This is a genomic window from Syntrophus sp. (in: bacteria), from assembly GCF_040768185.1.
Classification (GTDB): Bacteria; Desulfobacterota; Syntrophia; order Syntrophales; family Syntrophaceae; genus Syntrophus; species Syntrophus buswellii.
Window position 1 is genome coordinate 174,282 of record NZ_JAXGNC010000004.1, and the last position, 20,797, is coordinate 195,078.

Genomic DNA, 20,797 nt, shown 5'->3' on the forward strand with positions numbered 1-20,797 from the left:
TCCTTCCTGCTGCTGAAAAGACGGGAGTATCTTATCTTCGGCCGCTGCCCCTTGCAAGGGGGAATTGCCCCTTGACTTTCAGCGGCGATCAATGTTTCTTCTTCAAGAAAAGAAAGGAATCTTAAAACTTCATGGAATGTTACAGAAGAAATAGAGGGGCAAAATTCCTCACCAGGGGTTTCCTCTTCATCGCTCTTTCGATCCTCGCGCTGCCGGGAGGGCAGGCTTTGGCCGCGGAAAGATCGCCGAATGAAGCCTTTAAAAAAAGTTACCCCCAGATCCCGGCGGAAAGGATTTCGGAAACGGCCATCAAGGGGGTTTACGAGGTGATCGTCGGCAATGAGATTCTCTATTACGCTCCCGAAACGGATTGCCTGCTGCTCGGGGAAATCGTTACGAAGGAGGGGAAAAATCTGACCCGGGAGAAGATTCGGGAACTGATTGCGGCCAAAGCGAAAAACCTGCCCCTGGATTCGGCGATCACGATCGGAACGGGACCGCATCGCGTCATTGAAATCACGGATCCGGATTGTCCCTACTGCCGCCAGGCCTCCGCCTTTTTTGCCGGACGGACGGATGTGACCCGTCATATCTTCTTCTATCCCCTTCCCTTCCACAAGGATGCCGAGGCGAAGGCGCTTTATGTCTTCTGTGCCAAAGACTGGGGAAAAGCCTACGAGGAAGCGATGACAGGAAAGCTGGACAGCATGAACTTCCAGCGCTGCGGGGACAGCCGGGCGGAGGAAACCCTCAGGAAGCACAAGGAGGTTGCCACCCGGTTGGGATTGACCGGCACGCCTTTCTTTCTCATCGGGGATTCAGCGGTTTTCGGCGCCAACATCGCCGAGATAGAAAATCTCCTGAAATCCAAATAGATCCTCTTCAATGGCAGTTGGCCGGAGCCGCAGACCGCGTCTTTCCGGCACCTGCATTCCCGCTAATCCGGCTGCTTCGCGAAAAGGCCGTTCAGGGAAGCTTCGAGATCCGGGCAGCGGCGGCAAACAAGACGACCGTTACGATCCAGGAGGATCATATCGGGAACCCCGCGAACGCCGTAAGTATCAGCGACCTCTCCCCGCTCATCCAGCAGGACGCGGTAAGAAAGCTGGTATTGACGGGCAAAGGATGAAACCTTCTGCGGGGATTCCTGAATGAAGATTTGAACCACCTCCAGGCCTCGCGGGCCGTAGTTGGCGGCGATTTCCCGCAGGTGAGGCACTTCGGAACGGCAATGGGCGCACCAGGTGGTGCTGAAGATCAGGAGAACGGGTTTGCCTCGATGTTGGCTCAGGCGGAACGATTTCCCCTCCAGATCGGGGAGTTCAAAATCCGGCGCTTCGATGCCTTCGACTTGGGGCAGGCTTTGCTTCGATCCCTTTTCTCCCTGGTCGGAAGGCTCCAGGCAGCTTACCAGAGAGAAAACCACCAGGGAAAGTCCGACGACAACGGGAAGAATCCGTAGAAGTTTCATGGTGTTCAATGCTCCTGCATCCATTCGTGAGAATTAAACCAGCGCACCGCCGGCCCTGATCAGGAAATATTCGCCCGTGGCCAGAAGGAGCCAGCCACAGCCCTGTTTGATCCGTACCATCCAAAGGCCTGATTTGGGCAGGCCGGTCAGCAGCCCGGCAAAGGAACCGACGGCAAGAAGCAGCGTTCCCATGCCCAGGGCAAAAACAAACAGGAGGCTCATGCCGAAAAAGACGTTCTGCCTACTAGCCACATAAGCGAGCAGCACGGAAAAGACCGGCGCCGAACAGGGGCCTACCAGAAGGCCTGAGGTAATGCCGATCACGAGACTGCCCAGAATGCCGCTGCTCAGGATGCCCTTTTCCGACCGGGCCATAAACCCTGGAATCCGGATGGAAATCGAAAAGACATCCAGCATGGCCAACCCCATGAAAATACAGACATTGGCCACGAGAAAGGACGTCAGGAAGCTGTTCTGGAATCGGCCAAACAGCTGGCCCGTCAACGCGGAAACGCCGCCGAGAACCGCATAGGTCAGGGCCAGTCCCAGCACATAGGCCAGGGAAAGAAAAAACGCCCGGGCCCGGGACTGTGCGCCCTGAGCGCCGATGTAGGCGATCACAACCGGCATGACCGGGTAGACGCAGGGGGTGAAACTGACGAGAACTCCGCCAAGATAGGCGGCCAGGTAAGCCGCAAACAGGGAATCCGCCATGTAGCCGCTCAGGCCGCCCAGGAAAGACTCCATCATCAATCCTCGCAGAGGGCGACGGCATCAATTTCCACCAGCACCCCCTTGGGCAGTTCCCGGACGGCAACACAGGATCTGGCGGGACGGGAGTTTTCGAAATAGGTGATATACACCGTGTTGAATTCATTAAAGTTTGTCATATCGGACAGATAGACGGTGACCTTGACGACGGAGTCCAGACTGGCGCCGCCCGCCTTCAGGACGGCAGCCAGATTGTCAAGGGCCTTCCCGGCCTGTTCGACAAAAGGCCCCGTCGACAGTTGGCCGGTCCGAGCATCCACCGGAATCTGTCCGGAGACGAAAAGGAATCCGCCCGCCTTCACCGCCTGCGCATAGGGCCCGACGGGCAGGGGGGCTTCCCTGGTGTTCACCCATTTCTTCTCCATGTTTCCTCTGAGCACCTCCCTGATGAACGGTTAGCCCTTACCGGAAAGATAATCGGCCAGTTCGCCCCGGACAATGGCCTCGTCCCCCTGATTGTACGCCATGATGTTTTTCAGGAGAACAAAAGAATCCGGATCCATGCGGGTGAAATGGACTGCCGCCTTGTTTCGTTCACAGCGGACCACGGTTCCCTCAATCGTCAGGATCCGGGGATCGGGTTCTTCCGACAACCGGAGCTCAAGGATCACGACATCCTGAAGGTTGAATGGACACCGCGTTTTCAGCAACGCACCCTTGAGGCTGATATTCTCGATTTCTGCGGGACTTGCGGAATCGCCGATTTTAAGGGTGACGTGACGGTCAAACGCAATCCGGGAAAACTGCCTTTCTCCCATGGCATCTCCTGTTCTTTCATTCCGCTTCAAGATCCGGGTTTCCTCAGCACGGAAAAACCCCCTGATCGGGATCCGGCATGCGTCTTTGTTCGGCCCCCGAAGCACCCCCGGTCTGTGGACCCGCATAGAGCCTATCGCCTGGAAGTGGAATAAGTTATTTGCATTTTTGTTTTTTATCGCATGAACGGCTCCTCCGGTCAAGGGGAACTAGCGCCTGAAGCCTGGCGGCGGACGCCACCGCTGCCAGGCCCCGCTGCGAACCTTCTGAACAAAAACCATTGACACCCATGCCGGGCTTCCCTAATATTGGGCCCACGGAGGAGAAATAATCCGCAAAATCCATTCCTCTTCGGTGAATAGATGAAGCAGGCGCTAATCGTTTCCGACATGCTGGAGGACTTCATCCGGATGGATGGTCCCCTTCCCATGGGTGAAGAAGGCATCAACATCATCCCCAATCTTCAGAAATTGATCCGGTTCTCCCGGGAGAAAGCCATCCCCGTCATTTACTCCAACGATGCGCTATCGCCGGACTGCTTCCTCTTTCAGTCCCGGATGAATCCCCATGCGATTCAGGGAACGCCGGGAGCGAAGGTCATCAGCGAACTGAAGCCTGAAGATGGTGACCTGATCGTGGAGAAGCCCCGTTTCAGCGCTTTTTTCAAGACGGAACTCGCCGCCATCTTGAGGAAGCGGGGAGTGGACACGGTTGTCATCGGAGGGGTTTCCACCGAGGTCTGCGTTCTCAGTACGGCCTATGACGCCGTCTGCCATGATTTTCACGTCATCGTTCTTGACGACTGCGTTGCCTCCCGCTTTCCGGAGACCCGGGACCGGGTGCTCTACCTTCTCAGAAAAACCCCGCTTTACCCCCTGCTCCGGGTTATGAGCCTTGCCGATTTCCAGAAGACCGTCTAGTTCCAGTCCGCCATCCCGCCGCGATCTTCGCGGGCCGCGTTGCAGGCCGCCCGCCATGTGTCTGCGTGCTACGGCCTCGTCTCCGCCTTGGCGCCCCGAACTCGTCATGAAATCTGGGAGCAACATCGAGAAAGAAGCAAAGGCGGTCATCTCCGGCATGCTTCCGGATATGTGACGAGAGGGAAAAAACCCCGGACAGGAACGGATGCCTGTCCGGGGTCAATTTCCCTGCTATGCTATGAATTCAATTCGTTAACGGATAACCCCCAACATCTTCCAGTAAGGCACGGCCACCAGCAGGGAGATGAAGGCCGCCGCAATGTAGATCAGACCGAAGAGGGTCACATGGGCCGGCGCCCAGCCCCTGCCTTGAATCATTCCTTCACCCATCAGAATAAAGGGCTGCTGGTAGGACAGGAGGAAGAAGTTAATGGCGATCAGATAGGCCATGGTCACCGCCAGGGGATGATACCCGAAGTCGTTGAAGAGCGGGATCAGCATGATGATGGTCAACGCGGCGGTGGTGAAGCCCCAGGGAACGTCAATGAAGCGGATGAGCAGGAGCCCCGCGGTGATGACCAGCATGAACAGCATGGGAGATCCTGCCATGGCCATGATGGGCCCCTTGATCAGGGGACCGAACCAGGCGGAGATTCCGGAAACCGCAAAGATGGGGGGCAGCGCTACGGCGATGCCGAAGAAGCAGACCACGTCCCAGTTGATGCCGCTGCTGATCTCCGGACCGGTGATGATGCGGAACATGACGAAGAGGAACAGGGCGAACAGGGCGGTGGCCGCCGTGGGAATCCCATGCTGCTTTTCCGTGAAGAACATCAACAGCGAACCGACAAGGATGATCACGGAGATGATTTCATCCTTGGACATGGGACCGAGTTTCTTGTATTCCTCCTTGAACATGTCGGAGCTGATGGCAATGGCCTCTTTCGGCCTGGCCAGAATGTAAGCCAGGACGACGTAGACAATGGTCACTACGAACCAGGGCAGGGCCAGGATCTTGAACCAGTCGTCAAAATTGCACAGGTGTTTGATTTCCGGGGGAAAGAACCCCTGCATGATCGGTCCCGAGAGGGAGCCGGTCAACCATCCGGTCCCGGGGAAGAGGGCCATGCCCCAGGCCAGCAGACAGATATAGGCCGAACCCTTGGAGCGGTATTCCAGTTTACAGGCTTCCACAATTCCGATGGCGATGGGAACGACAATGGCCACACGGACGGTGATGGAAGGGGTCAAGGCGGACAGCGCAACGCCGATCACGAGCCAGCTGATCGCCAGGCCAAGCCAGGTTGCCGGAAACGTCTTAAGAACCAGATAGGCAATGCGCTTGCCCAGACCCGTTTTTTGCAGAACAAAACCAAAATATAGTGCAGGAATCAGGACCCAGACGGCTGATGAAGTAAAGCCGCCCATGACGACCCCGTAGATTTGCGGCGGTGCCTTGAAAGGAACTTTGCCCGGAAACACCAGGGTCGCTTTGAAGGCAAAAAAGAGAGCAAGGGTAATACCAAGAATGATGGCGGTACCCGACATGAAGGGCAGTGCGCCGGGACGGAAGATCCACATTCCCAGGCCGGCAATGACAGTCCCCATGACATAATGTCCCAACGGCGACAACCCCGGAGCAAAGGGCTGCGCCAAAGCAATCAAAATACCAAGCACAGCAACTGCAAGAACTCCTAACATTTTGCGATCACTCAGCATATCTCCTCCTTTTTTTAAAAAGCGTGATTTAAACGTCTAGCCTTGCATTACTATCCTTCCTCACCTCCTTCCTCAAAAAAAAACAGGAGTCTAGAGCAAAGCACCGACATTCGGAAAAGACTCCGAATTCTACACTCTAGCTATAATATAACTCAACCTATAGTACAATCCAGGATATAACTCCAGCTCTTTTTAACTCTTCGATCAGTTTGTATCCCGGAATCTGAACGTTCTCCGCACCAGCAACTGCCTTACCTTCGGCGAGGAAGCCGCCGAGAAATGCCCCCTGATTTCAAAGCCATCTCCTTCAGGATGTACGATGATGGAAGGCCGATCCGGAACCACCGCCCGAGCGCCCTGAACCGGCGGACAGAACACGATTGAGGCAAAAGCACCCATGTCCGGGCGCTTTTGCCGGTGGGGGAGGGAAAAACATCATCCGGAGCCATACGGTCGGCATAGGAACGGGGCGGACTAACGGCCGGGCGGATTTGCATCCGGTGAGAAAGGGCTTTCCGGCGAGCATGGCGCGGAGGGCAACAGGAAGGGCATCCATGCTCCGCAGGCCAGGGCGGATCTGGAAGGTGGCCTGGGCCGGAGTCAGGGGGCGCACCTACTCCCGCTCCAATGCCTCGCGCACCTTGGCGGCCAGGTGTTTGATGGAAAACGGTTTCTGAATGAAAACAACACCTTCTTCCAGCACGCCGTCGCGTGCAATGACGTCGGCTGTGTAACCGGATGCGAACAGGCATTTCAGGCCGGGTTTGATATCAAGGAGCCGTTCCGCCAGTTCCCGTCCGTTCATTTCCGGCATGACCACGTCGGTGAGTACGAGGTCTATCTCGCCACTGCGGGCTCTCATCTGCTGAAGCGCCTTGCCCGGCGTGTCGGCCGTCAACACCCGATAGCCAAGAGCTTCCAGCATCGCCTGTCCGACGTGCAGAATCACGGCCTCATCCTCCACCAGGAGAACAGTCTCCCCCCGGCTCCCAGGCGGTTCCGCCTTGCTTTCCACCGCCGGCTCTCCGGCGTCCCCTGCAAACCGGGGCAGGTATATCCTGAAGGTCGAACCCTTGCCGGGTTCGCTGCACACATGGATGTACCCGTTGTTCTGCTTGACGATGCCGTAAAACGTAGATAGTCCCAAACCGGTACCCCTTCCCGGCTCCTTCGTGGTAAAGAAGGGCTCAAAGATGTGGCCCAGGGCATCCTTGCCGATTCCGTCACCGTCGTCACTTACGGCCAGCATCACGTATTCTCCCGGGACACAATCGGGGTGAACGGCGCAATAAGTCTCATCCAGGACTTTATTCCCGGTTTCGATAGTGACCCTGCCCACCCCGGGAATAGCGTCCCGGGCGTTGATACACAGATTGACCAGCAGCTGGTCAATCTGCGAAGGGTCGACCCTGACCGGCCACAGGCCCATCTGGGGCAGCCAGACGAGGGAGATGCTTTCGCCCATCAACCGCTGCAGCATCTTGAGCATGCTCGCTGTGGTGTCGTTCACGTCCAGGACCTTGGGCGCCACGGTCTGTCTGCGCGCAAAGGCCAGCAGCTGCCTGACAAGACCGGCGGATCGGAGTGCGGACTCCTCGATCACCTTGAGGCTTGTGTAGATCGGTCCCTCCGGGGTGCACAGCCTCATCGACAGTTCCACATGACCCAGGATCGCGGTGAGCATATTGTTGAAGTCGTGGGCCACGCCACCTGCAAGCCTGCCGATGGACTCCAGCTTCTGAGCCTGGATAAGCTGCTCCTGCAGCTTTTCCCGCTCCCCGGCAGCCTCCTTACGCTCCGTAATGTCCTCCAGCAGCGCCAGGACGTAATCCACACGCCCCCTCGCATTTCGGACACAGCCAACAGAAAGATCCGTGAAGATGATGGTCCCGTCCCTGCGGACAAACCGCTTTTCCAGCGTATACTCGTTGATCGCGCCGGCAAGGAGCCGATCAAACTGTTCGATATCGGCAGCGAGATCGTCAGGATAGGTCAATTCCGTCCAGGTTTTCCGCAGGAGTTCCTCCCGGGAATAGCCCAGCATCCGGCATAACCTGTCATTGACCTGCAGCCAGCCCATTTCGGGAGATGCGATGGCCATCCCGACAATCTGGCGCTCAAAAAAGAGACGCATCCGCTCCTCGCTGACCTTCAGCGCCCGTTCGGCATTACGCCGATGCAGGATGGCCGTACTGAGAAGAATCACAAGAGCCCCCAGTGCTGCGACGACGGAGACGGTTGTCCAGACAAGAGTTTTATGGCGGTCGTAAAACGAATCAGGGCGATGGACGAAGAGGGTGCCTTGCGGGACTTTTGACAGGGGGATGCGAAATCTTTCCAGTTGACGGTAATCAAGCATGTAATGATTGGCATCAAGACCGGCCACCACGGGAATGCGGTCGGCACGCTCGCCACGGAGGATGCGCAGGGCCAGTTGTCCGGCCATCCGGCCCTGCCGATAACCGCTTACCAGCTTGCCTCCCACGATGCCGTAGCCAAGATAGACCTCCCAGAATGAATACGCGGGCACCTTGCTGTATTGGGAGATCCATTTTGTGGTTTCTCCGTACATCATCTGCCGACCGGAATGGTCCGTGATAAGTCCGTTGATGAAAAGGACCGTGCCGCTTTCGAGCTTCTCCAGCCTTGACTTCAATTCAGGGCCCGGCAGGTCGTCCCAGAACGTGACCTTCAGATGAGAAGGCACCCTCGGCAGCGCAGCGATGAAGCTGTCGCGATTATACCTGTCTGCCGCCACAGTGGTCCGGCCGATCACGACAATCTCCCCGGTGTCGGGATGCAGACGGAGCGCAAGATTCACCGTCTCAACGATTGAAAGATCTTCAGCAACACCCGTGATATCCGGGCAGCTTGAAATCATGGCCGGGCTGAAATCGTTGATGCCGCAAAAGACGATCGGTATGCCGGGAAAAAGTCGATTCCGCTGTTCCAGAACGAGTTCGAGGGCATTATTATCCGAAACCATCACCAGATCCGGCGTTGTGCCATTTAATTTTTCAAGAAGAAATTCCCGGATTCTACGGGAGAGGTCAGACTTGGGATAACGCCGGGAGTCCAGGTATTCGGCGCTGATCTGAATACCTGGGTCGCTGGCCGCGAAGGTATCCCGGATTCCGTTCATGATCGCATCGGTCCAGGTGAGGCCCGAATGATAGGAATGGATGATGAGAACCCGGCTTTTTCCTTGAGGCCATTGAGCCTGCACCGGCCATGCGGACAGCAGAACGAACAACGCGGCCCAAATTAACTGGAACAGGCAAGTAAACCGCTTCATGAACTATCCAGACTCATTTTCTGGGCCCTGCGATGCGGCCAGGTTTAAAGGCCGCCGCGGAACAGCGCTCCCTTCAAGAGCTTTTCGAGGGTCAAAATCCGCCTCGCCTTTACGCAATGCTTTTCTGCTGATGGGTCGGGTTCCGATCGTCATCCATGCTCTGGCTGATGGTCGTTTCTTGGATCACCAGGCTGAAGCCTGGTGCCTGGAGCTTTTTTCAGGTGTCGCGAACACAGAATAGCCTGTCATGGGTGGTTTCTCCCATTTCGAGGCCTGTTGTCGAAATGGACGGAATCAGGCCCGTTTGCGCCGCCGGTCACGACGAAGCTCATCGCTTCCTCGATGCTCCAGTCGGTCTGGACCACTTCCGAAAGCGGAACGATTTCAATGTAACCGGAAGTCGGATTGGGTGAGGTGGGGACATAGACAGCCGCCAGGTCACGGCCGCCAGCCTCGTCGCGTATGATCTTGGTTACAAAACCCAATGCCTTCATTTCCGGGGTCGGAAAGCTGATCAAAACGACGCGTTGGCCGTAAACAGGAGGTTTTCTGAGGGCTGAAAGAAATCGCTTTGTGCCGCCGTAGACGGTCTGCACCAGAGGCAGGCGATTCAGCATCGCCTCCACGGCTGCAATCAGTTTGCGCCCAAGCACCATCGAGGCGAACAGGCCAATGCCGTATATCAGGGCCAGCGTAAAGAGCACAGCCACCAGTTTTTGAAATGTGGAATTGAGAAGCCATGCGGCCAGCGTGCCTGAAACGGGCGCCGCGAGGCTTGCCGCGGCAAGGAGGATCGGCCTGCCTATGCCCGCAAGGAGATCAAGGAGAAAATCGAATACCAGCCAGGTGACCCACAGAGGCGCAATGGTAAAAAACCCGATCAGCACATGCCGACCAAAATGAGCGCCGTGGTGGACTTGAGCAGATTTGGCATCCCGGGCGTTCACAATCGAGTCCCCTTACAAAGGCGGGCGCTCGGAAATGTCCGCCGGATAGCCGAGCGCTTTCAAAGCTCTCTGCCCGGCAGCCATCAGCAGACGATTTTGATCGCCCGACCCGATCGGCGAATGAACTGCCGGCCTGCAGAAACAATCAATGCCGTTCATGCATTGCACAGTTTCCGCCCGATTCATGGTGTCCCGAAGGAGTCGCCTGTTCCCGACCCTGCGGCCCGGCCTCAATGACAGCCAACGAGCCGGATTGGAAAAATTTCCACCATCCGGCTCGTTGAAAGAGAAGGATACCCTCCAGCAGAAAAAACCGTTGGGTCTCCGCCTCTTTCCTGCCCTCAAGCCCTCATTTAAAAACCGAAAATACGGAAGATTTTATTTTTCCAAAAAGTCCGCCTTCGCCTTCCAATATTTTTTCCAGTTCGCCGGGATCGAGGTGGATCGCACCGCATCCCTCGTTGATGCAGATGTCGATGTGGACATCGCCCTGCTGAACCTCCACAAGGCTGTGCGTCCCGCACCGGAAGCAGTGATTTTTGTGCTCATTTTTATAGGTTTCGTTCGCCTCCTGCTGGGCTGCAGCCCGCACCTCCTCCATCTGCTTCCGGTAATGCTTCTCGAAATAAGCATCCTCACTGTTGATTTTCAAGATAGATTTTTCAGCCATGGACATTACTCCTTTCTATTCCAGTAGTAAAAAAACAGCGCGCTGCCTGAAATGCCGCCACATCGATCTTGAGAGACGAGCCCTGGCTTCCGTTTCAGCGCAACCCCGCAACCGCCGCCGGGAGGACGATCCTGCAGGCATAGAATCCGCTTGGCTTTATACCGTTTTATAAAAAAAAGATCGAGCCTATTTATAAAGCAATGGGCTCGCATGTCAATAACATAGTGGCCAATCTTCGTATATTAAACCGGATTTCGACAGGTTACAGGTTCAAAACGCCATGCCCCATGACCCCTGCCTGCCGTTCCTGGCCGTTCTGAGATCCGACGGCCTAAGCTCTTTTTGTAATCAGCCAGTACGTCAATCCCAAAGCCAAAACAACGGCCGCGGTTCCATAGATGAAAGGAGGCGTTATATATTCGAAATCAAAAATGATGACTTTCCGGGCAATGGCCATCAGCGCCGTGGCGATCACCAGCCGGACAGGCAATACATTCGTGCTCAGGTACATCCTGATGTTGATGAAGATTTCAATGGCGATCAATACGGCCAGAAAACCGCCGAAGGTGGCAAGTATGTCACTGATCTGCAAAAGCATAAAAGGCGGCTGGACCAGCCGCTGGTATAAAATATAGATGACGTCCGCAATGCCCCAGACAATCACAAGGACCATGAGCACCGCCAGAACTTTCACGGCAATTCTTATGACCTTATGCAAAAAACGGATGGTGCGATCTTCATGCGCCGGATCGAACTCATGACCGGATTCAAGCTCCTGGCGCGCTACGTCATCGTCTTTTTCCATGGCTGTTCCTCTCGATAAGGAAACATGATGTTATGGATTGCCCCAATGGTTCCGGCCAGAGGTCCTGGACGGGCACTCCCGGGTGTCTTGTCAGCTTCCAGCCAGGACGGAAGCGTCCGGCATCGCTTACGCCGCCGGAGAGGCAGCCTCAAGACCTTTCCGCTTCAGAAAGGCCGCCTTGATGGCCTCCACGGCACCGTCAACGGTGATGATCCGCATGTTGATCAACAGGTCGTAATGGCCGGGATCCGTCATATCCATGTGAAAATACTTCCGGATGAAGGCTTGCCGGTCGTTGTCGGTTTTCAGGACGTATTTTTCCGCCTCCTTGCGGGTCGCGTTCTGAACCTTCATGATGTGCGCGATCCGGTCTTCCAGGGGGGCCACCAGCCGGATTCGGAAAAGCTTCTCCGGAGGCAGAATGTAGTGGGCGCCCCGACCGACGATAATTGCATTTCCGTAACGTCCGATGGTGGCGATAATCTTGATCAGGTGGTCCAGGTACTGGTCCGGCCACAGGTGCTTGTGCTCGAAAAAGGAAGCTATCCAGGCGTCGCGTCGGCTCACCTCCTTTTCATCCAGCGATTCGATGACCCGTTTGCTGATCTGCGCGCTTTCCGCCACATAGTCGATAATCTGATTGTTCATCAGCTCCATGTTCAGCTCCCGGGAAAGACGCTGGGCGATTTCAGTCCCGCAGGCACCCGCCTCCCGGGAAATCGTGATCACGCCCCCGCTGGCTCCCTCTTTAAGTTCCTGTTCGGAAAGATTTTTCATCCGCTGCAATTGACTTTCGATATATCGCTCGATCCTGGAAGCGGCTTCTCTGTTCTGCTCTTCCACCTCTTCCTTCCTCTTCAAGGTCAGATCGCGGGTGAATTCATTGCAATAGACATTTCCCATGATATCTGTGCGAACACTGTAACGCTTCTGGCAGTTCTCCCGCCAGGCGCAAATGGCGCAGTATTTCGTTTCGCCTGCCATGATCGGTACCTCCTTGAAAATGGGGTCTTCTCGTCCGGGAACTTCCGTTCGGTCCGGATTTTCCCACTGCTTTCCGGCCCTTTATGCCTTACAGGGAAAAACGGGGCAAAATGACGGCCGTCAAAGGCCTCTGGGCCACTGATCCGCTGCCGGAAGGGGGACGATGCCTTCCCTATGAACCTTTTCCCTCAGGAAATACGAAAATCCGACAAAAAAGTGGGCCTACATTCCCCAAGGTGGAAAAGAAGGACGGCACCGAAGCGTTAAAAAAAGACTTTACTTTTTAACATCAATTAAATATTGACTAATTTGCCTGGGAAATCAAGGCGATATTTTGAGTTGAAACAATCTGCAGGCCCTTTGCAATTCTTTTGCAGGAAATGATTGATATTTTTTCGCAATGCGAGTAAACATACATCGCAAATCAGTGGTGTACTGAGCGCGGTGTCAACTTAACGCATCGGAAAATCGGGACATGGACAGAGATGATCATGGCTTGCTGGGGAGGGCATGGTCACGCTGACCGGTTTTAATACATAAACATTTCTATTCAGGAGGAATACAGGTCATGATGAAAGTTTTTGCAGATCGCCTATTTGATGTGGTGGTGAAACACAAGAGGGACATTGCAGCAAATTGGGCAAAGGATGTACGAAAAAATCCCAAAACGCCATCATATCATGATTATACCCAGGATCAGTGCATCAGCTACGCGGTGGATTTTTACGAAAACTTCACGAATCTTTATTTCGAACCGAAACCTTACTCCGGGCAGGAGGAATATTTCTCCAAGTACGCGGAGCGAAGATTCCAGGAAGGGACTCCGCTTAACGAAGCCCTTCATGCCCTCATCATGATGCGCCGGCATCTCTGGCTTTATGCCGACATGCAGGTTGTCTTCACCAGCCCCCTGGACTCTTATCAGGCCATTGAGGCCATCACCAAGACCATGCGCATTTTCGACCACGCCATTTATATCATCAGCAGGCGATACGAAGCGTTCTGGAAAGGCGCAAAAAAATAATCCGGTTTCCCGGCTTCCGAAAAGAAACGGTTGTGTAACTCCAAATATGTAGATCGAACAGGCTCGCAGGACGGCTGAACAGGAGCGGTGTGGGTATGCACAACCGTGCATTCGGAAGGACGATCGCAAAACAACGTCGGGGGACGCTTTGATGTAAGGTGGAAAGAAATCCGGATCTCTGACGCCCGGTACATTCAGAGGAGCGGATCCGGAGAATTTTCAACCGGGTTTGATGTTGACGGCGTACCGTCCTCTCACATCCCTTTAAATTTAGCCTTAAAGGCGGTCTCGAGCGTTGCAACCGCCGCATCGATGCTCAGGTTTTCGGTGTTCAACACGAGGTCATAGTCCAGGGGATTCGTGACATCCCGGTGGAAGTACTGTTCAACAAAGGATCTCCGATCATATTCCATCTTCAGGACAAAGTCTTCCGCATCCTTCCGGCTTTGATTTCTTGCTTTCTCTGCCTTCTCGATCCGCATGTCCAGGGGGGCTATGATCCTGGCCCGGAATGTCGTTTCGCGGGGAAGGATGTACTGAGCGCCACGACCCAGGAGCATGGCATTGCCGTATTTCCCGATCGCACCGACGACACGGGTCAGATGGCGCAGATACTCATCGGGTGTAAGATGCTGAGTGGCGAACAGGGAACTGAGCCAGGAATTGAGTTTTGATGTTTCCTTCTCATCGAGAGATTTGACGGCCTCTTCGCTCTTTTCCGAGCTTTCTGCGATTCGCTGGATAATTTCACTGCCCAGAAGGTCCATTCCAAGCAACGACGCAAGTCTTTTGGCGATTTCGACGCCTCCGCTGCCGGGATCAATTGATATGGTCATGCAGGGTTTGGGTTTTTCTTCCTCCATTTTCTTTTGGGCAGCCTGCCGCGTATGCCAGCGGGCTAGCTGTGCGCTCACCAATTGGTCCAGAGAACGGGTTTCTTTTTTCATACGTCATTCCTCCTTTGAATGAAGATTCGGGCTGGCCGTCACGGATACTCTTCACAGCAAGAACTTAACAGCTTTCAGCTCCACATGCAGATGGATTTTTATAACAGATTCTTCAAAATGGGGCAAGCTTCATCAAAACAAATCATTGCGGAGCAAGGCGCCATCCTTCCGGGGAAAAATCCGGATCCGGCTCCGGTTCCAGCTTAAATGAGGATAGGGACGTTATAGGCGTACAGAGCCCCAGGGCGAGGAGCCATTTCGGAATCCGCCGCTCTGAATTGAAATGAGTCGCGTCAGGAACGGTTCTTCAGATACTCCCAGGCCAGGGTGATACCCAGGGCGGTTTTTGAGTCGACAATCCGACCTTCCTTCATCATTTCCATGGCCTCCGGAAAAGAGACGGGAACGAGCTCAATCACTTCGTCCACATCGGGCGGCAGCGCAGCCGCAAAAAGATCCATGGCCAGATAATAGTGCATGTATTCATTGCAGTAGCCGGGAACCAGATATCCTTCAAACAGTTTGACCAGCGTACGGGCCTGAAACCCGATCTCTTCCGCAAGCTCCCGCTGAACGCACTCTTCGATCGTCTCAGGCCCCTTGTCCACGGTGCCGGCGGGGATTTCGAGAAGCATCTGCTCAACAGCCGAACGATACTGCCGGATGAGGAGGAGCCGCCCCTCGGAGGTCACCGGAACAGCCGCAATGACGGGCTTGTGAGTAATCCAGCTCTGGTCGGCGACCCGCCCGTCCGGCAGCTGAATCTTTCCTTCGTAGACCTCAAAAATGCGGCACGTGTAGACCCTGTTTTCTTCCAATCTTTTCGGCTTAATTTCAGGCACTCCTTCCCATCCCCTTTGTCAATCCTGCCCAGATCTTCACTTCGTCAACCCTGATCAGCTCGTCTCCATGATGGACAATAGGTGGCGTTCGATTTCCTCCTTCGAAAGCAGTCCGACGAGGGTATTTACCAGCCTCCCCTTGGAGAAGAGCAGCATGGTGGGGATATTCCGGACATTGTACTGTTGAGCGGTCAGGGGATTCTCATCCACATTCAGCTTGGCGATTTTGATTCCGCCCCCGTATTTTGCGGCCAGTTCTTCGAGATGCGAGGCCAGGGAACGGCAGGGACCGCACCAGGGCGCCCAGCAGTCCACCAGGACGGAACGGTTCGATGTCAGCACCTCTCCTAAAAACGTGCTGTCCGTAACCTCCACAGGCGTATGCAGGCCGCTTTCCACGACCAGCGGCGCACCGCAGCGGCCGCAGAGGGGGTGAGCATTGAGCCGATTTTCAGGCATGCGATTCTTTGTCCCGCAATTCAGGCACCGGATGATCATGTCGTCCAACTTCGCATGGCATCGGCCGCATACGGGATTTTCCTTAAACCGCGTTCTGGGAATACGATTTTTTGTTCCACAGTTAAGACAACGAATGATGATATCGTCCGTATTCATGGAAAAACCCAAATCCTCGTCATGTTTGCTATGCTTTGATCTGCAGCCGCCGCTGAACGGGCCAGCTGAAATTGCCCATAAATTACCCGAGTTGGATGGAAAAGTAAAGGCCCGAAGAGGGCGGCAAGGCTCAGATGAACAGGGCATCGAGAATCCTCAGCTCGACCCGTGAAAAGGGGTATTTCCGGATGTCAGCGGGGGATGCCCAAAGCCGGTTGCCGGCGGCAGGCGATAGCGGACCACCTTCCTGGATCGTCCCGGAGAAAACGTGAAGCGTCAGCCGGAAATGCGAGTAGAACTGCTGCAGGGTCATCAGGTGATCCTTCACGGAAATGGAAATGCCGAGCTCCTCCCGGCAGCGGCTTTTCAGGGCATCCGTAACCGTTTCACCGGGATGGAGCATCCCGCCGGGAAACTTCCAGAGCCCTCCCAGAAAACCGTCTGCCGGTCGTCGAACGATGAAAAAACGGCCCTTAGAATCGCGGAGAATCGCTGCGCCGGCTTCCTTGTCCGGCCGTTTCGCCTTCTTTCCGGCCACCGGCAGCCGATTCTGGCAGTTGCCGGCGTAGCCCAGGCAGTTCGATCTCAGGGGGCAATCCGGACACTGCGGAATTCCCGGCCGACAAAGAAGCGCCCCCAGCTCCATGAGAGCCGAATTGAACGGACCGGGCCTCTCGGCGGGAACCAGCTTCTCCGCCAGAGCAGTGATAAACCGCTGCGTCGCACCGTCGCTCAACGGACTGTCCACAGCGAAAAGCCGGCACAGAACCCGCTTTACATTGCCGTCGACGGCCGGAACGGCCCTCCCGAAGGCCATACTGAGAATGGCCCCTGACGTGTAGGGACCGATGCCCGGCAGCGCCTTGAGCTCATCGGGATTTTCAGGCAGCCGGCCGCCATGGACGTCCACAATCCGCCGGGACGCCGCGTGCAGATTACGGGCACGGCTGTAATAACCCATATTTTCCCAGGCGTTGAGCACCTCTTCCAAAGAGGACCGGGCCAGATCCTCGATCGTTGGAAAGCGCTCCAGAAACCGTCGGTAATGAGGAATAACCGCCTCAACCTGGGTTTGCTGCAGCATGATCTCCGAAAGCCATATGGCATACGGGTCAGCAGTATTCCGCCAGGGGAGGCGCCGCTTATTCCTTTCATACCAGGCCAGGAGGCGTTCCGCGATACCGCCTGCGGTCTGTTCCGCCCGCTTCAGGGATGTTGTCCGTTTGTCCATGTCGGAATCGTTTCTTCGCAGAAGGATTTTATTGATATTTCATGAGAGTTCCCGTATTTTTAAAGCGCCTCGGCACGATGGAAATCGTATATCACACGACGTGTTCCATCAGGAAGGCACTTTTTCAAGGGAAGCGTTTGATGTCCCTATTCCCCGTCGGGAGGTTCACGCCGTGCTGGAAGTGATGAAAGAACTGATGAAATCCAAGGACACCTGCGTATTGGCAACCGTATCCGGAAATGAACCCCATTGTTCGCTCATGTCTTACGCCGTTGATGAGGACTGCAGGGAGATCTACATGATGACCCTCAGAAATACCCGGAAATATGAAAATCTGATGGCCAATCCCGCCGTCAGTCTGCTTGTCGATACCAGGGGGCAGGACTCTCCGGAAAACCGGCCTCGCACAAAGGCTCTGACCGTGACCGGCCGGTTTGAACGGATTGAAAGTGAAGAGGAACAAGAGCGGATTCGGAATCGTCTGCTGGAGCGGCATCCCCACCTGAAGGCCTTTGCCGAAAGCCCGGAAACAGAGTTCTTCCGGATCAGGGCAAAATCTTTCCAGCTCCTGGACGGAATTACAGACGCCTCCTTCGTTTCTCTGGACTGAGAGCGCAGGCGGGAAAGAAGAAGTGACGGAACAACCGGTCCCAATGTATTCATCCATGCAGGGCCCAGATCTCAGCAAGGGAGAAAATCCATGAACATCTTCAAAGCGGCGGCCAATCAGCTTTACGAAACCGCCAGGAAGGAGGGCCGCCTCATCGAGGGCCGCTCTCTGGATGAATTGAAAGAAATCGCCCTGCGCCAGGAGGGTGTCATTCAAACCCAGATCGGCTCGGTGGCCGCGGATTCCGAGCCCATGTCCCGTTCGGCGCCCCACACCCGCAACAGCGTGGACCATCCCTTCGGCGAGGAGGAAGCGCAGCTGGCGGCGGAGATGCTGGAGCTCCTGAAAAAGGAAACGATCATCTCCCTGGACACCTTCATCGGAGACGGCCGGGACGGTGTTTCAGCACGGTTCCTCATCCCGGAGCAGTACGCCCAGCTCGCCTACGGCTTGAAACTCCTCTTCAATCATCCGCCGGTCGTCCTGGACAACCCAACCTACACGATCATCTACTTCACCGACGGGTCCTTCGAGCGAAACCGCGAGAAGAAACTGCTGGAAAAGGACATCTCCGTCCGCCTCATGCTGGGCGAAAAACGCGGAGACCAGGTCAAGATCTGCCGCAATACGATTTATCTCGGAGAGGGGAAAAAGGGCATCTTCCAGTTTGAAGACTGGCGGATCAAGGCCATCGACAAAACCGGGCTCTTTCTCCACGCCGGCGCCCGCCGCGACTTTCTCTGGGTTTATGATCAGGCATCCGGCCGGCCGGAAATGACGGAGATCGTCACCGCGGCGGCAGGCCTGACCGCAACCGGAAAGACGACGACCCTCTGCCGCAAGTTCACGAAAATACCCAGGGAGCGCTCGGAAATGATCGGCGATGATGGAGGCGCCCTGATGTTTGACGGGGGTTACGCGGCCTTCGAAATGGGCGGCGTTTATGTCAAGACGGAAGGGCTGGACGCTAGCCAGCCGGAAATCCTCCGGGCGGCGGAGTCCAAGGAAGCCTTCCTGGAGAACGTGGCCCTGACCAAGTATCCCTACATGCCCAATTTCGCCGACATCTCCAAGACAGGAAACGGCAGGGCCGTCGTCTCCCGGGACAACCTGGAAATCGCCTCGCCAAGCCTGCGGGCCGATCGCCTGAACTACATCATCATTCTGACACGCAATCCCCTGGTCAACGTCATCAGCCGCCTGACACCGGAACAGGCCACCATGCAGTTCATCTATGGGGAATCCATCGAAAGCAGCGGGGGAAACCCTGAAGAGGCCGGCCGCTTCAAGCGGGAGTTCTTCCTCGATCCCTTCATGGCCGGCGAACGCCTGGAACATGCGATGATTTTTTACGATATCGTCAAGCGCAATAAAATCCAGTGCTATCTGGCCAACACGGGAACCATCGGAATCCGGGAAGACAAGGTTACCCTGCGGCAGTCCCTGTCCACCTACAACGACCTGGTCCGCAATCAGCTCCGCTTCAGCCTGGAGGCCGACCACCTGGGCTACCACTACCCCATTAAGTGCGACCGGGCCAACCTGGATCTTATGGCCGCACACCGGCTTTTGGACGACCAGGACCTTCTGGAAAAGCGACTCCGGGATTTTTACCGCGGCCGCCGGGAATATCTGGAGGAATTTGAAGGGACATACGGACGGATTCCAGAGGCGATTCGCGAGGCCCTTCCCTACCAGTACAAGGAATTTTCTCCAAGGGAAGCCTTCGATATCGAATAGCAGGATGGAGGAGGAGCCCCTTCAGCGCATCGGGCCCCTGGCCAGAGAGGCGAAAACTCCCAGACTGCAGAGCAGGGCGAGCAGGAAAAAAGTCCATGTCATGCTTGTTAAAAGCAGTGGATAGTAGAGTGGGGACAGCTCCACTTTTCCGATCAAGAGGGCGAACATCAGCATGGCGATCCCCATGCTGAACATCTGCCCCAGAATCCGCATCGTGGCCAGCGTTCCGGAGGCCAGCCCGAGGAACTTCCTGTCGACGGAACTCATGATGGCGTTCACATTGGGCGACGAGAACAGGGCAAACCCCAGCCCCAGCAGAACAAGGCTAAGCAGGATGGGAAACAGGGTCGAGAAGGTGGATATGAAGGTGAGCAGGCCCAGGCCGCAGACGGTGAGGGCCATCCCCAGGGAAGCCAGGATCCTGGGTTGAACCCGGTCGGAGAGGCGGCCGATCACCGGTGAAAAAACAGCCTGAAGAACCGGCTGGATCAGGAGAATCAACCCGGCGTACTGCGGAGACAGGCCTTCAATGAGCTGCAGATAGAGGCTCATGAGAAAGCTCACGGCATAGGTGGCGCAGTAGTGGACCAGGGCGGCCAGGTTGGAGAAGGTGAAGGCCCGGTTTTGGTAGAACAGGGAGACGTTGATCAGAGGGCTGGGATTTCCCTTTTCCCATCTCAGGAAAACCACGATCCCGGCAATCCCGGCAACAGCGGATAACCCGGCGGCCGCCGCCGGCAGGAACGAAATGCCAACCATCAGCAAAAGAAGGCTCAGGCTGTAAATGATGGAGCCTGCCAGATCGAACTTCTCTCCCCGGGCTTCGGCCCATTCATCTTTCAGCTTCCACAGGGTGCAAAACAGGACGGCCAGCCCCAGGATGGCGTTCAACAGGAAGATGCTCCTCCATCCCAGATGCTGCGTCAGGATTCCACCGATCAACGGCCCCGCGGAAAGCCCGGTGTAGACGGCCGCAACGTTGATTCCCAGCACTTTCCCCCGTTCGCTGCGGGGAAAGACAGAGATGAGGATGGCCGTTGATGTCCCAAAGATCATGGCCCCGCCGATGCCCTGAAGAAAGCGCAGGATGATCAGCATGACGGCATCGGGAGCGGCGCTGCAGGCCAGGGAGGAAAGGGCGTAAAGGGCCACGCCCCAGAGAAAAAGCCTTTTCCTGCCGTAAAGGTCGGCCATCCTGCCCAGGGGGACCAGGCTCATTGCCGCCGCCAGCAGAAAGATGGTGGCCATCCAGTTCAGAAACAGGGCGTTCAGGGAAAATTCCCGGCCCAGGGCGGGAAGGGCCACATTGATGGCGGATCCCATGAACGGCGTAAGAAAAGAGGCCATGGTGGTGACAACCAGGGCCACGGTTCGGCTTGCTGCCGGATAGGATCTGTCAGAAGGTGAGGAAGTCAAAATTCTTTGCCTGCTGGAGCCGGCACAGCTGCAG

General features: G+C 55.8%; 21 protein-coding genes and 1 pseudogene. 5 read left to right on the forward strand and 17 right to left on the reverse strand.

The window, feature by feature from the left end; all coding sequences use genetic code 11:
- The first annotated feature begins 131 nt into the window (after positions 1-131).
- The gene (locus AB3175_RS06395) at positions 132-875 is read left to right on the forward strand and encodes a DsbC family protein (protein ID WP_367360112.1); all 744 of its coding nucleotides are present in this window, start codon (positions 132-134) and stop codon (positions 873-875) included.
- 62 nt (positions 876-937) lie between these two features.
- On the opposite strand, the gene AB3175_RS06400 is transcribed toward AB3175_RS06395, so the two are convergent.
- The 4 genes from AB3175_RS06400 to AB3175_RS06415 are packed head-to-tail and all read right to left on the reverse strand — an operon-like array spanning position 938 to position 3,000.
- The gene (locus AB3175_RS06400; RefSeq protein WP_367360113.1) at positions 938-1,471 is read right to left on the reverse strand and encodes a TlpA family protein disulfide reductase; all 534 of its coding nucleotides are present in this window, start codon (positions 1,469-1,471) and stop codon (positions 938-940) included.
- 33 nt (positions 1,472-1,504) lie between these two features.
- Positions 1,505-2,221, reverse strand: coding sequence for a cytochrome c biogenesis protein CcdA (locus AB3175_RS06405; protein ID WP_367360114.1), 717 nt, complete (start codon positions 2,219-2,221; stop codon positions 1,505-1,507).
- Positions 2,221-2,607, reverse strand: a complete 387-nt coding sequence (locus tag AB3175_RS06410) for a Rid family detoxifying hydrolase (protein WP_367360115.1) — start codon at positions 2,605-2,607, stop codon at positions 2,221-2,223. Before AB3175_RS06410 ends, AB3175_RS06405 begins: the two co-directional genes overlap by 1 nt.
- A 30-nt stretch (positions 2,608-2,637) precedes the next feature.
- Positions 2,638-3,000, reverse strand: a complete 363-nt coding sequence (locus AB3175_RS06415; protein ID WP_367360116.1) for a PilZ domain-containing protein — start codon at positions 2,998-3,000, stop codon at positions 2,638-2,640.
- A gap of 360 nt (positions 3,001-3,360) precedes the next feature.
- On the opposite strand from AB3175_RS06415, the gene AB3175_RS06420 reads away from it, so the two are divergent.
- The gene (locus AB3175_RS06420) at positions 3,361-3,918 is read left to right on the forward strand and encodes a cysteine hydrolase family protein (RefSeq protein WP_367360117.1); all 558 of its coding nucleotides are present in this window, start codon (positions 3,361-3,363) and stop codon (positions 3,916-3,918) included.
- Between the two features lie 252 nt (positions 3,919-4,170).
- Here the strand turns inward: AB3175_RS06420 and AB3175_RS06425 are convergent, their stop codons facing one another.
- The 7 genes from AB3175_RS06425 to AB3175_RS06455 form a co-directional block, all read right to left on the reverse strand.
- Positions 4,171-5,637: an anion permease gene (locus AB3175_RS06425; RefSeq protein WP_367360118.1), complete on the reverse strand. Its 1,467-nt coding sequence runs from the start codon at positions 5,635-5,637 to the stop codon at positions 4,171-4,173.
- A gap of 613 nt (positions 5,638-6,250) precedes the next feature.
- A complete protein-coding gene (locus AB3175_RS06430) occupies positions 6,251-8,932 on the reverse strand; it encodes a PAS domain S-box protein (RefSeq protein ID WP_367360119.1) in 2,682 nt (893 codons plus the stop codon).
- Between the two features lie 245 nt (positions 8,933-9,177).
- A complete protein-coding gene (locus AB3175_RS06435) occupies positions 9,178-9,879 on the reverse strand; it encodes a DUF502 domain-containing protein (RefSeq protein WP_367360120.1) in 702 nt (233 codons plus the stop codon).
- 12 nt (positions 9,880-9,891) lie between these two features.
- A complete protein-coding gene (locus AB3175_RS06440) occupies positions 9,892-10,038 on the reverse strand; it encodes a hypothetical protein (protein ID WP_367360121.1) in 147 nt (48 codons plus the stop codon).
- A 190-nt stretch (positions 10,039-10,228) separates the two neighbouring features.
- The gene (locus tag AB3175_RS06445; protein WP_367360122.1) at positions 10,229-10,549 is read right to left on the reverse strand and encodes a zf-TFIIB domain-containing protein; all 321 of its coding nucleotides are present in this window, start codon (positions 10,547-10,549) and stop codon (positions 10,229-10,231) included.
- A 331-nt stretch (positions 10,550-10,880) separates the two neighbouring features.
- Entirely contained in the window at positions 10,881-11,354 is a 474-nt protein-coding gene (locus AB3175_RS06450) for a phosphate-starvation-inducible PsiE family protein (protein WP_367360123.1), read from the reverse strand.
- Positions 11,355-11,480: 126 nt separating this feature from the next.
- Complete coding sequence (locus AB3175_RS06455) at positions 11,481-12,338, reverse strand: AAA family ATPase (RefSeq protein WP_367360124.1); 858 nt, start codon at positions 12,336-12,338, stop codon at positions 11,481-11,483.
- Positions 12,339-12,906: 568 nt separating this feature from the next.
- Between AB3175_RS06455 and AB3175_RS06460 the strand changes: the two genes are divergently transcribed.
- Positions 12,907-13,362: a hypothetical protein gene (locus AB3175_RS06460; protein ID WP_367360125.1), complete on the forward strand. Its 456-nt coding sequence runs from the start codon at positions 12,907-12,909 to the stop codon at positions 13,360-13,362.
- 254 nt (positions 13,363-13,616) lie between these two features.
- On the opposite strand, the gene AB3175_RS06465 is transcribed toward AB3175_RS06460, so the two are convergent.
- The 5 genes and pseudogenes from AB3175_RS06465 to mutY form a co-directional block, all read right to left on the reverse strand.
- Positions 13,617-14,309, reverse strand: coding sequence for an AAA family ATPase (locus tag AB3175_RS06465; protein ID WP_367360126.1), 693 nt, complete (start codon positions 14,307-14,309; stop codon positions 13,617-13,619).
- Positions 14,310-14,602: 293 nt separating this feature from the next.
- Positions 14,603-15,151, reverse strand: coding sequence for an NUDIX hydrolase (locus AB3175_RS06470; protein WP_367360127.1), 549 nt, complete (start codon positions 15,149-15,151; stop codon positions 14,603-14,605).
- A gap of 54 nt (positions 15,152-15,205) precedes the next feature.
- Positions 15,206-15,649: a thioredoxin gene (gene trxA / locus AB3175_RS06475; RefSeq protein ID WP_367360145.1), complete on the reverse strand. Its 444-nt coding sequence runs from the start codon at positions 15,647-15,649 to the stop codon at positions 15,206-15,208.
- A 24-nt stretch (positions 15,650-15,673) separates the two neighbouring features.
- A pseudogene (locus AB3175_RS06480) lies at positions 15,674-15,913 on the reverse strand (hypothetical protein); the annotation flags it as partial.
- A complete protein-coding gene (gene mutY, locus AB3175_RS06485; RefSeq protein WP_367360128.1) occupies positions 15,897-16,997 on the reverse strand; it encodes an A/G-specific adenine glycosylase in 1,101 nt (366 codons plus the stop codon). The gene mutY and the pseudogene AB3175_RS06480, both read right to left, overlap by 17 nt.
- Before the next feature lie 172 nt (positions 16,998-17,169).
- Between mutY and AB3175_RS06490 the strand changes: the two genes are divergently transcribed.
- Positions 17,170-17,607: a pyridoxamine 5'-phosphate oxidase family protein gene (locus AB3175_RS06490; RefSeq protein ID WP_367360129.1), complete on the forward strand. Its 438-nt coding sequence runs from the start codon at positions 17,170-17,172 to the stop codon at positions 17,605-17,607.
- A 90-nt stretch (positions 17,608-17,697) separates the two neighbouring features.
- Entirely contained in the window at positions 17,698-19,347 is a 1,650-nt protein-coding gene (locus AB3175_RS06495) for a phosphoenolpyruvate carboxykinase (RefSeq protein WP_367360130.1), read from the forward strand.
- A gap of 21 nt (positions 19,348-19,368) precedes the next feature.
- On the opposite strand, the gene AB3175_RS06500 is transcribed toward AB3175_RS06495, so the two are convergent.
- On the reverse strand, positions 19,369-20,715 hold the full coding sequence (locus tag AB3175_RS06500; protein WP_367360131.1) for an MFS transporter: 1,347 nt from the start codon (positions 20,713-20,715) through the stop codon (positions 19,369-19,371).
- Positions 20,716-20,797 lie beyond the last annotated feature (82 nt).

Excerpts from the sequence above, each read along its gene's own strand:
- AB3175_RS06395 (WP_367360112.1), top strand. The coding sequence starts at position 132 with ATGGAATGTTACAGAAGAAATAGAGGGGCAAAATTCCTCACCAGGGGT.
- AB3175_RS06400 (WP_367360113.1), bottom strand. The coding sequence starts at position 1,471 with ATGAAACTTCTACGGATTCTTCCCGTTGTCGTCGGACTTTCCCTGGTG.
- AB3175_RS06405 (WP_367360114.1), bottom strand. The coding sequence starts at position 2,221 with ATGATGGAGTCTTTCCTGGGCGGCCTGAGCGGCTACATGGCGGATTCC.
- AB3175_RS06410 (WP_367360115.1), bottom strand. The coding sequence starts at position 2,607 with ATGGAGAAGAAATGGGTGAACACCAGGGAAGCCCCCCTGCCCGTCGGG.
- AB3175_RS06415 (WP_367360116.1), bottom strand. The coding sequence starts at position 3,000 with ATGGGAGAAAGGCAGTTTTCCCGGATTGCGTTTGACCGTCACGTCACC.
- AB3175_RS06420 (WP_367360117.1), top strand. The coding sequence starts at position 3,361 with ATGAAGCAGGCGCTAATCGTTTCCGACATGCTGGAGGACTTCATCCGG.
- AB3175_RS06425 (WP_367360118.1), bottom strand. The coding sequence starts at position 5,637 with ATGCTGAGTGATCGCAAAATGTTAGGAGTTCTTGCAGTTGCTGTGCTT.
- AB3175_RS06430 (WP_367360119.1), bottom strand. The coding sequence starts at position 8,932 with ATGAAGCGGTTTACTTGCCTGTTCCAGTTAATTTGGGCCGCGTTGTTC.
- AB3175_RS06440 (WP_367360121.1), bottom strand. The coding sequence starts at position 10,038 with ATGAACGGCATTGATTGTTTCTGCAGGCCGGCAGTTCATTCGCCGATC.
- AB3175_RS06445 (WP_367360122.1), bottom strand. The coding sequence starts at position 10,549 with ATGGCTGAAAAATCTATCTTGAAAATCAACAGTGAGGATGCTTATTTC.
- AB3175_RS06450 (WP_367360123.1), bottom strand. The coding sequence starts at position 11,354 with ATGGAAAAAGACGATGACGTAGCGCGCCAGGAGCTTGAATCCGGTCAT.
- AB3175_RS06455 (WP_367360124.1), bottom strand. The coding sequence starts at position 12,338 with ATGGCAGGCGAAACGAAATACTGCGCCATTTGCGCCTGGCGGGAGAAC.
- AB3175_RS06460 (WP_367360125.1), top strand. The coding sequence starts at position 12,907 with ATGATGAAAGTTTTTGCAGATCGCCTATTTGATGTGGTGGTGAAACAC.
- AB3175_RS06465 (WP_367360126.1), bottom strand. The coding sequence starts at position 14,309 with ATGAAAAAAGAAACCCGTTCTCTGGACCAATTGGTGAGCGCACAGCTA.
- trxA (WP_367360145.1), bottom strand. The coding sequence starts at position 15,649 with ATGATCATCCGGTGCCTGAATTGCGGGACAAAGAATCGCATGCCTGAA.
- mutY (WP_367360128.1), bottom strand. The coding sequence starts at position 16,997 with ATGGACAAACGGACAACATCCCTGAAGCGGGCGGAACAGACCGCAGGC.
- AB3175_RS06495 (WP_367360130.1), top strand. The coding sequence starts at position 17,698 with ATGAACATCTTCAAAGCGGCGGCCAATCAGCTTTACGAAACCGCCAGG.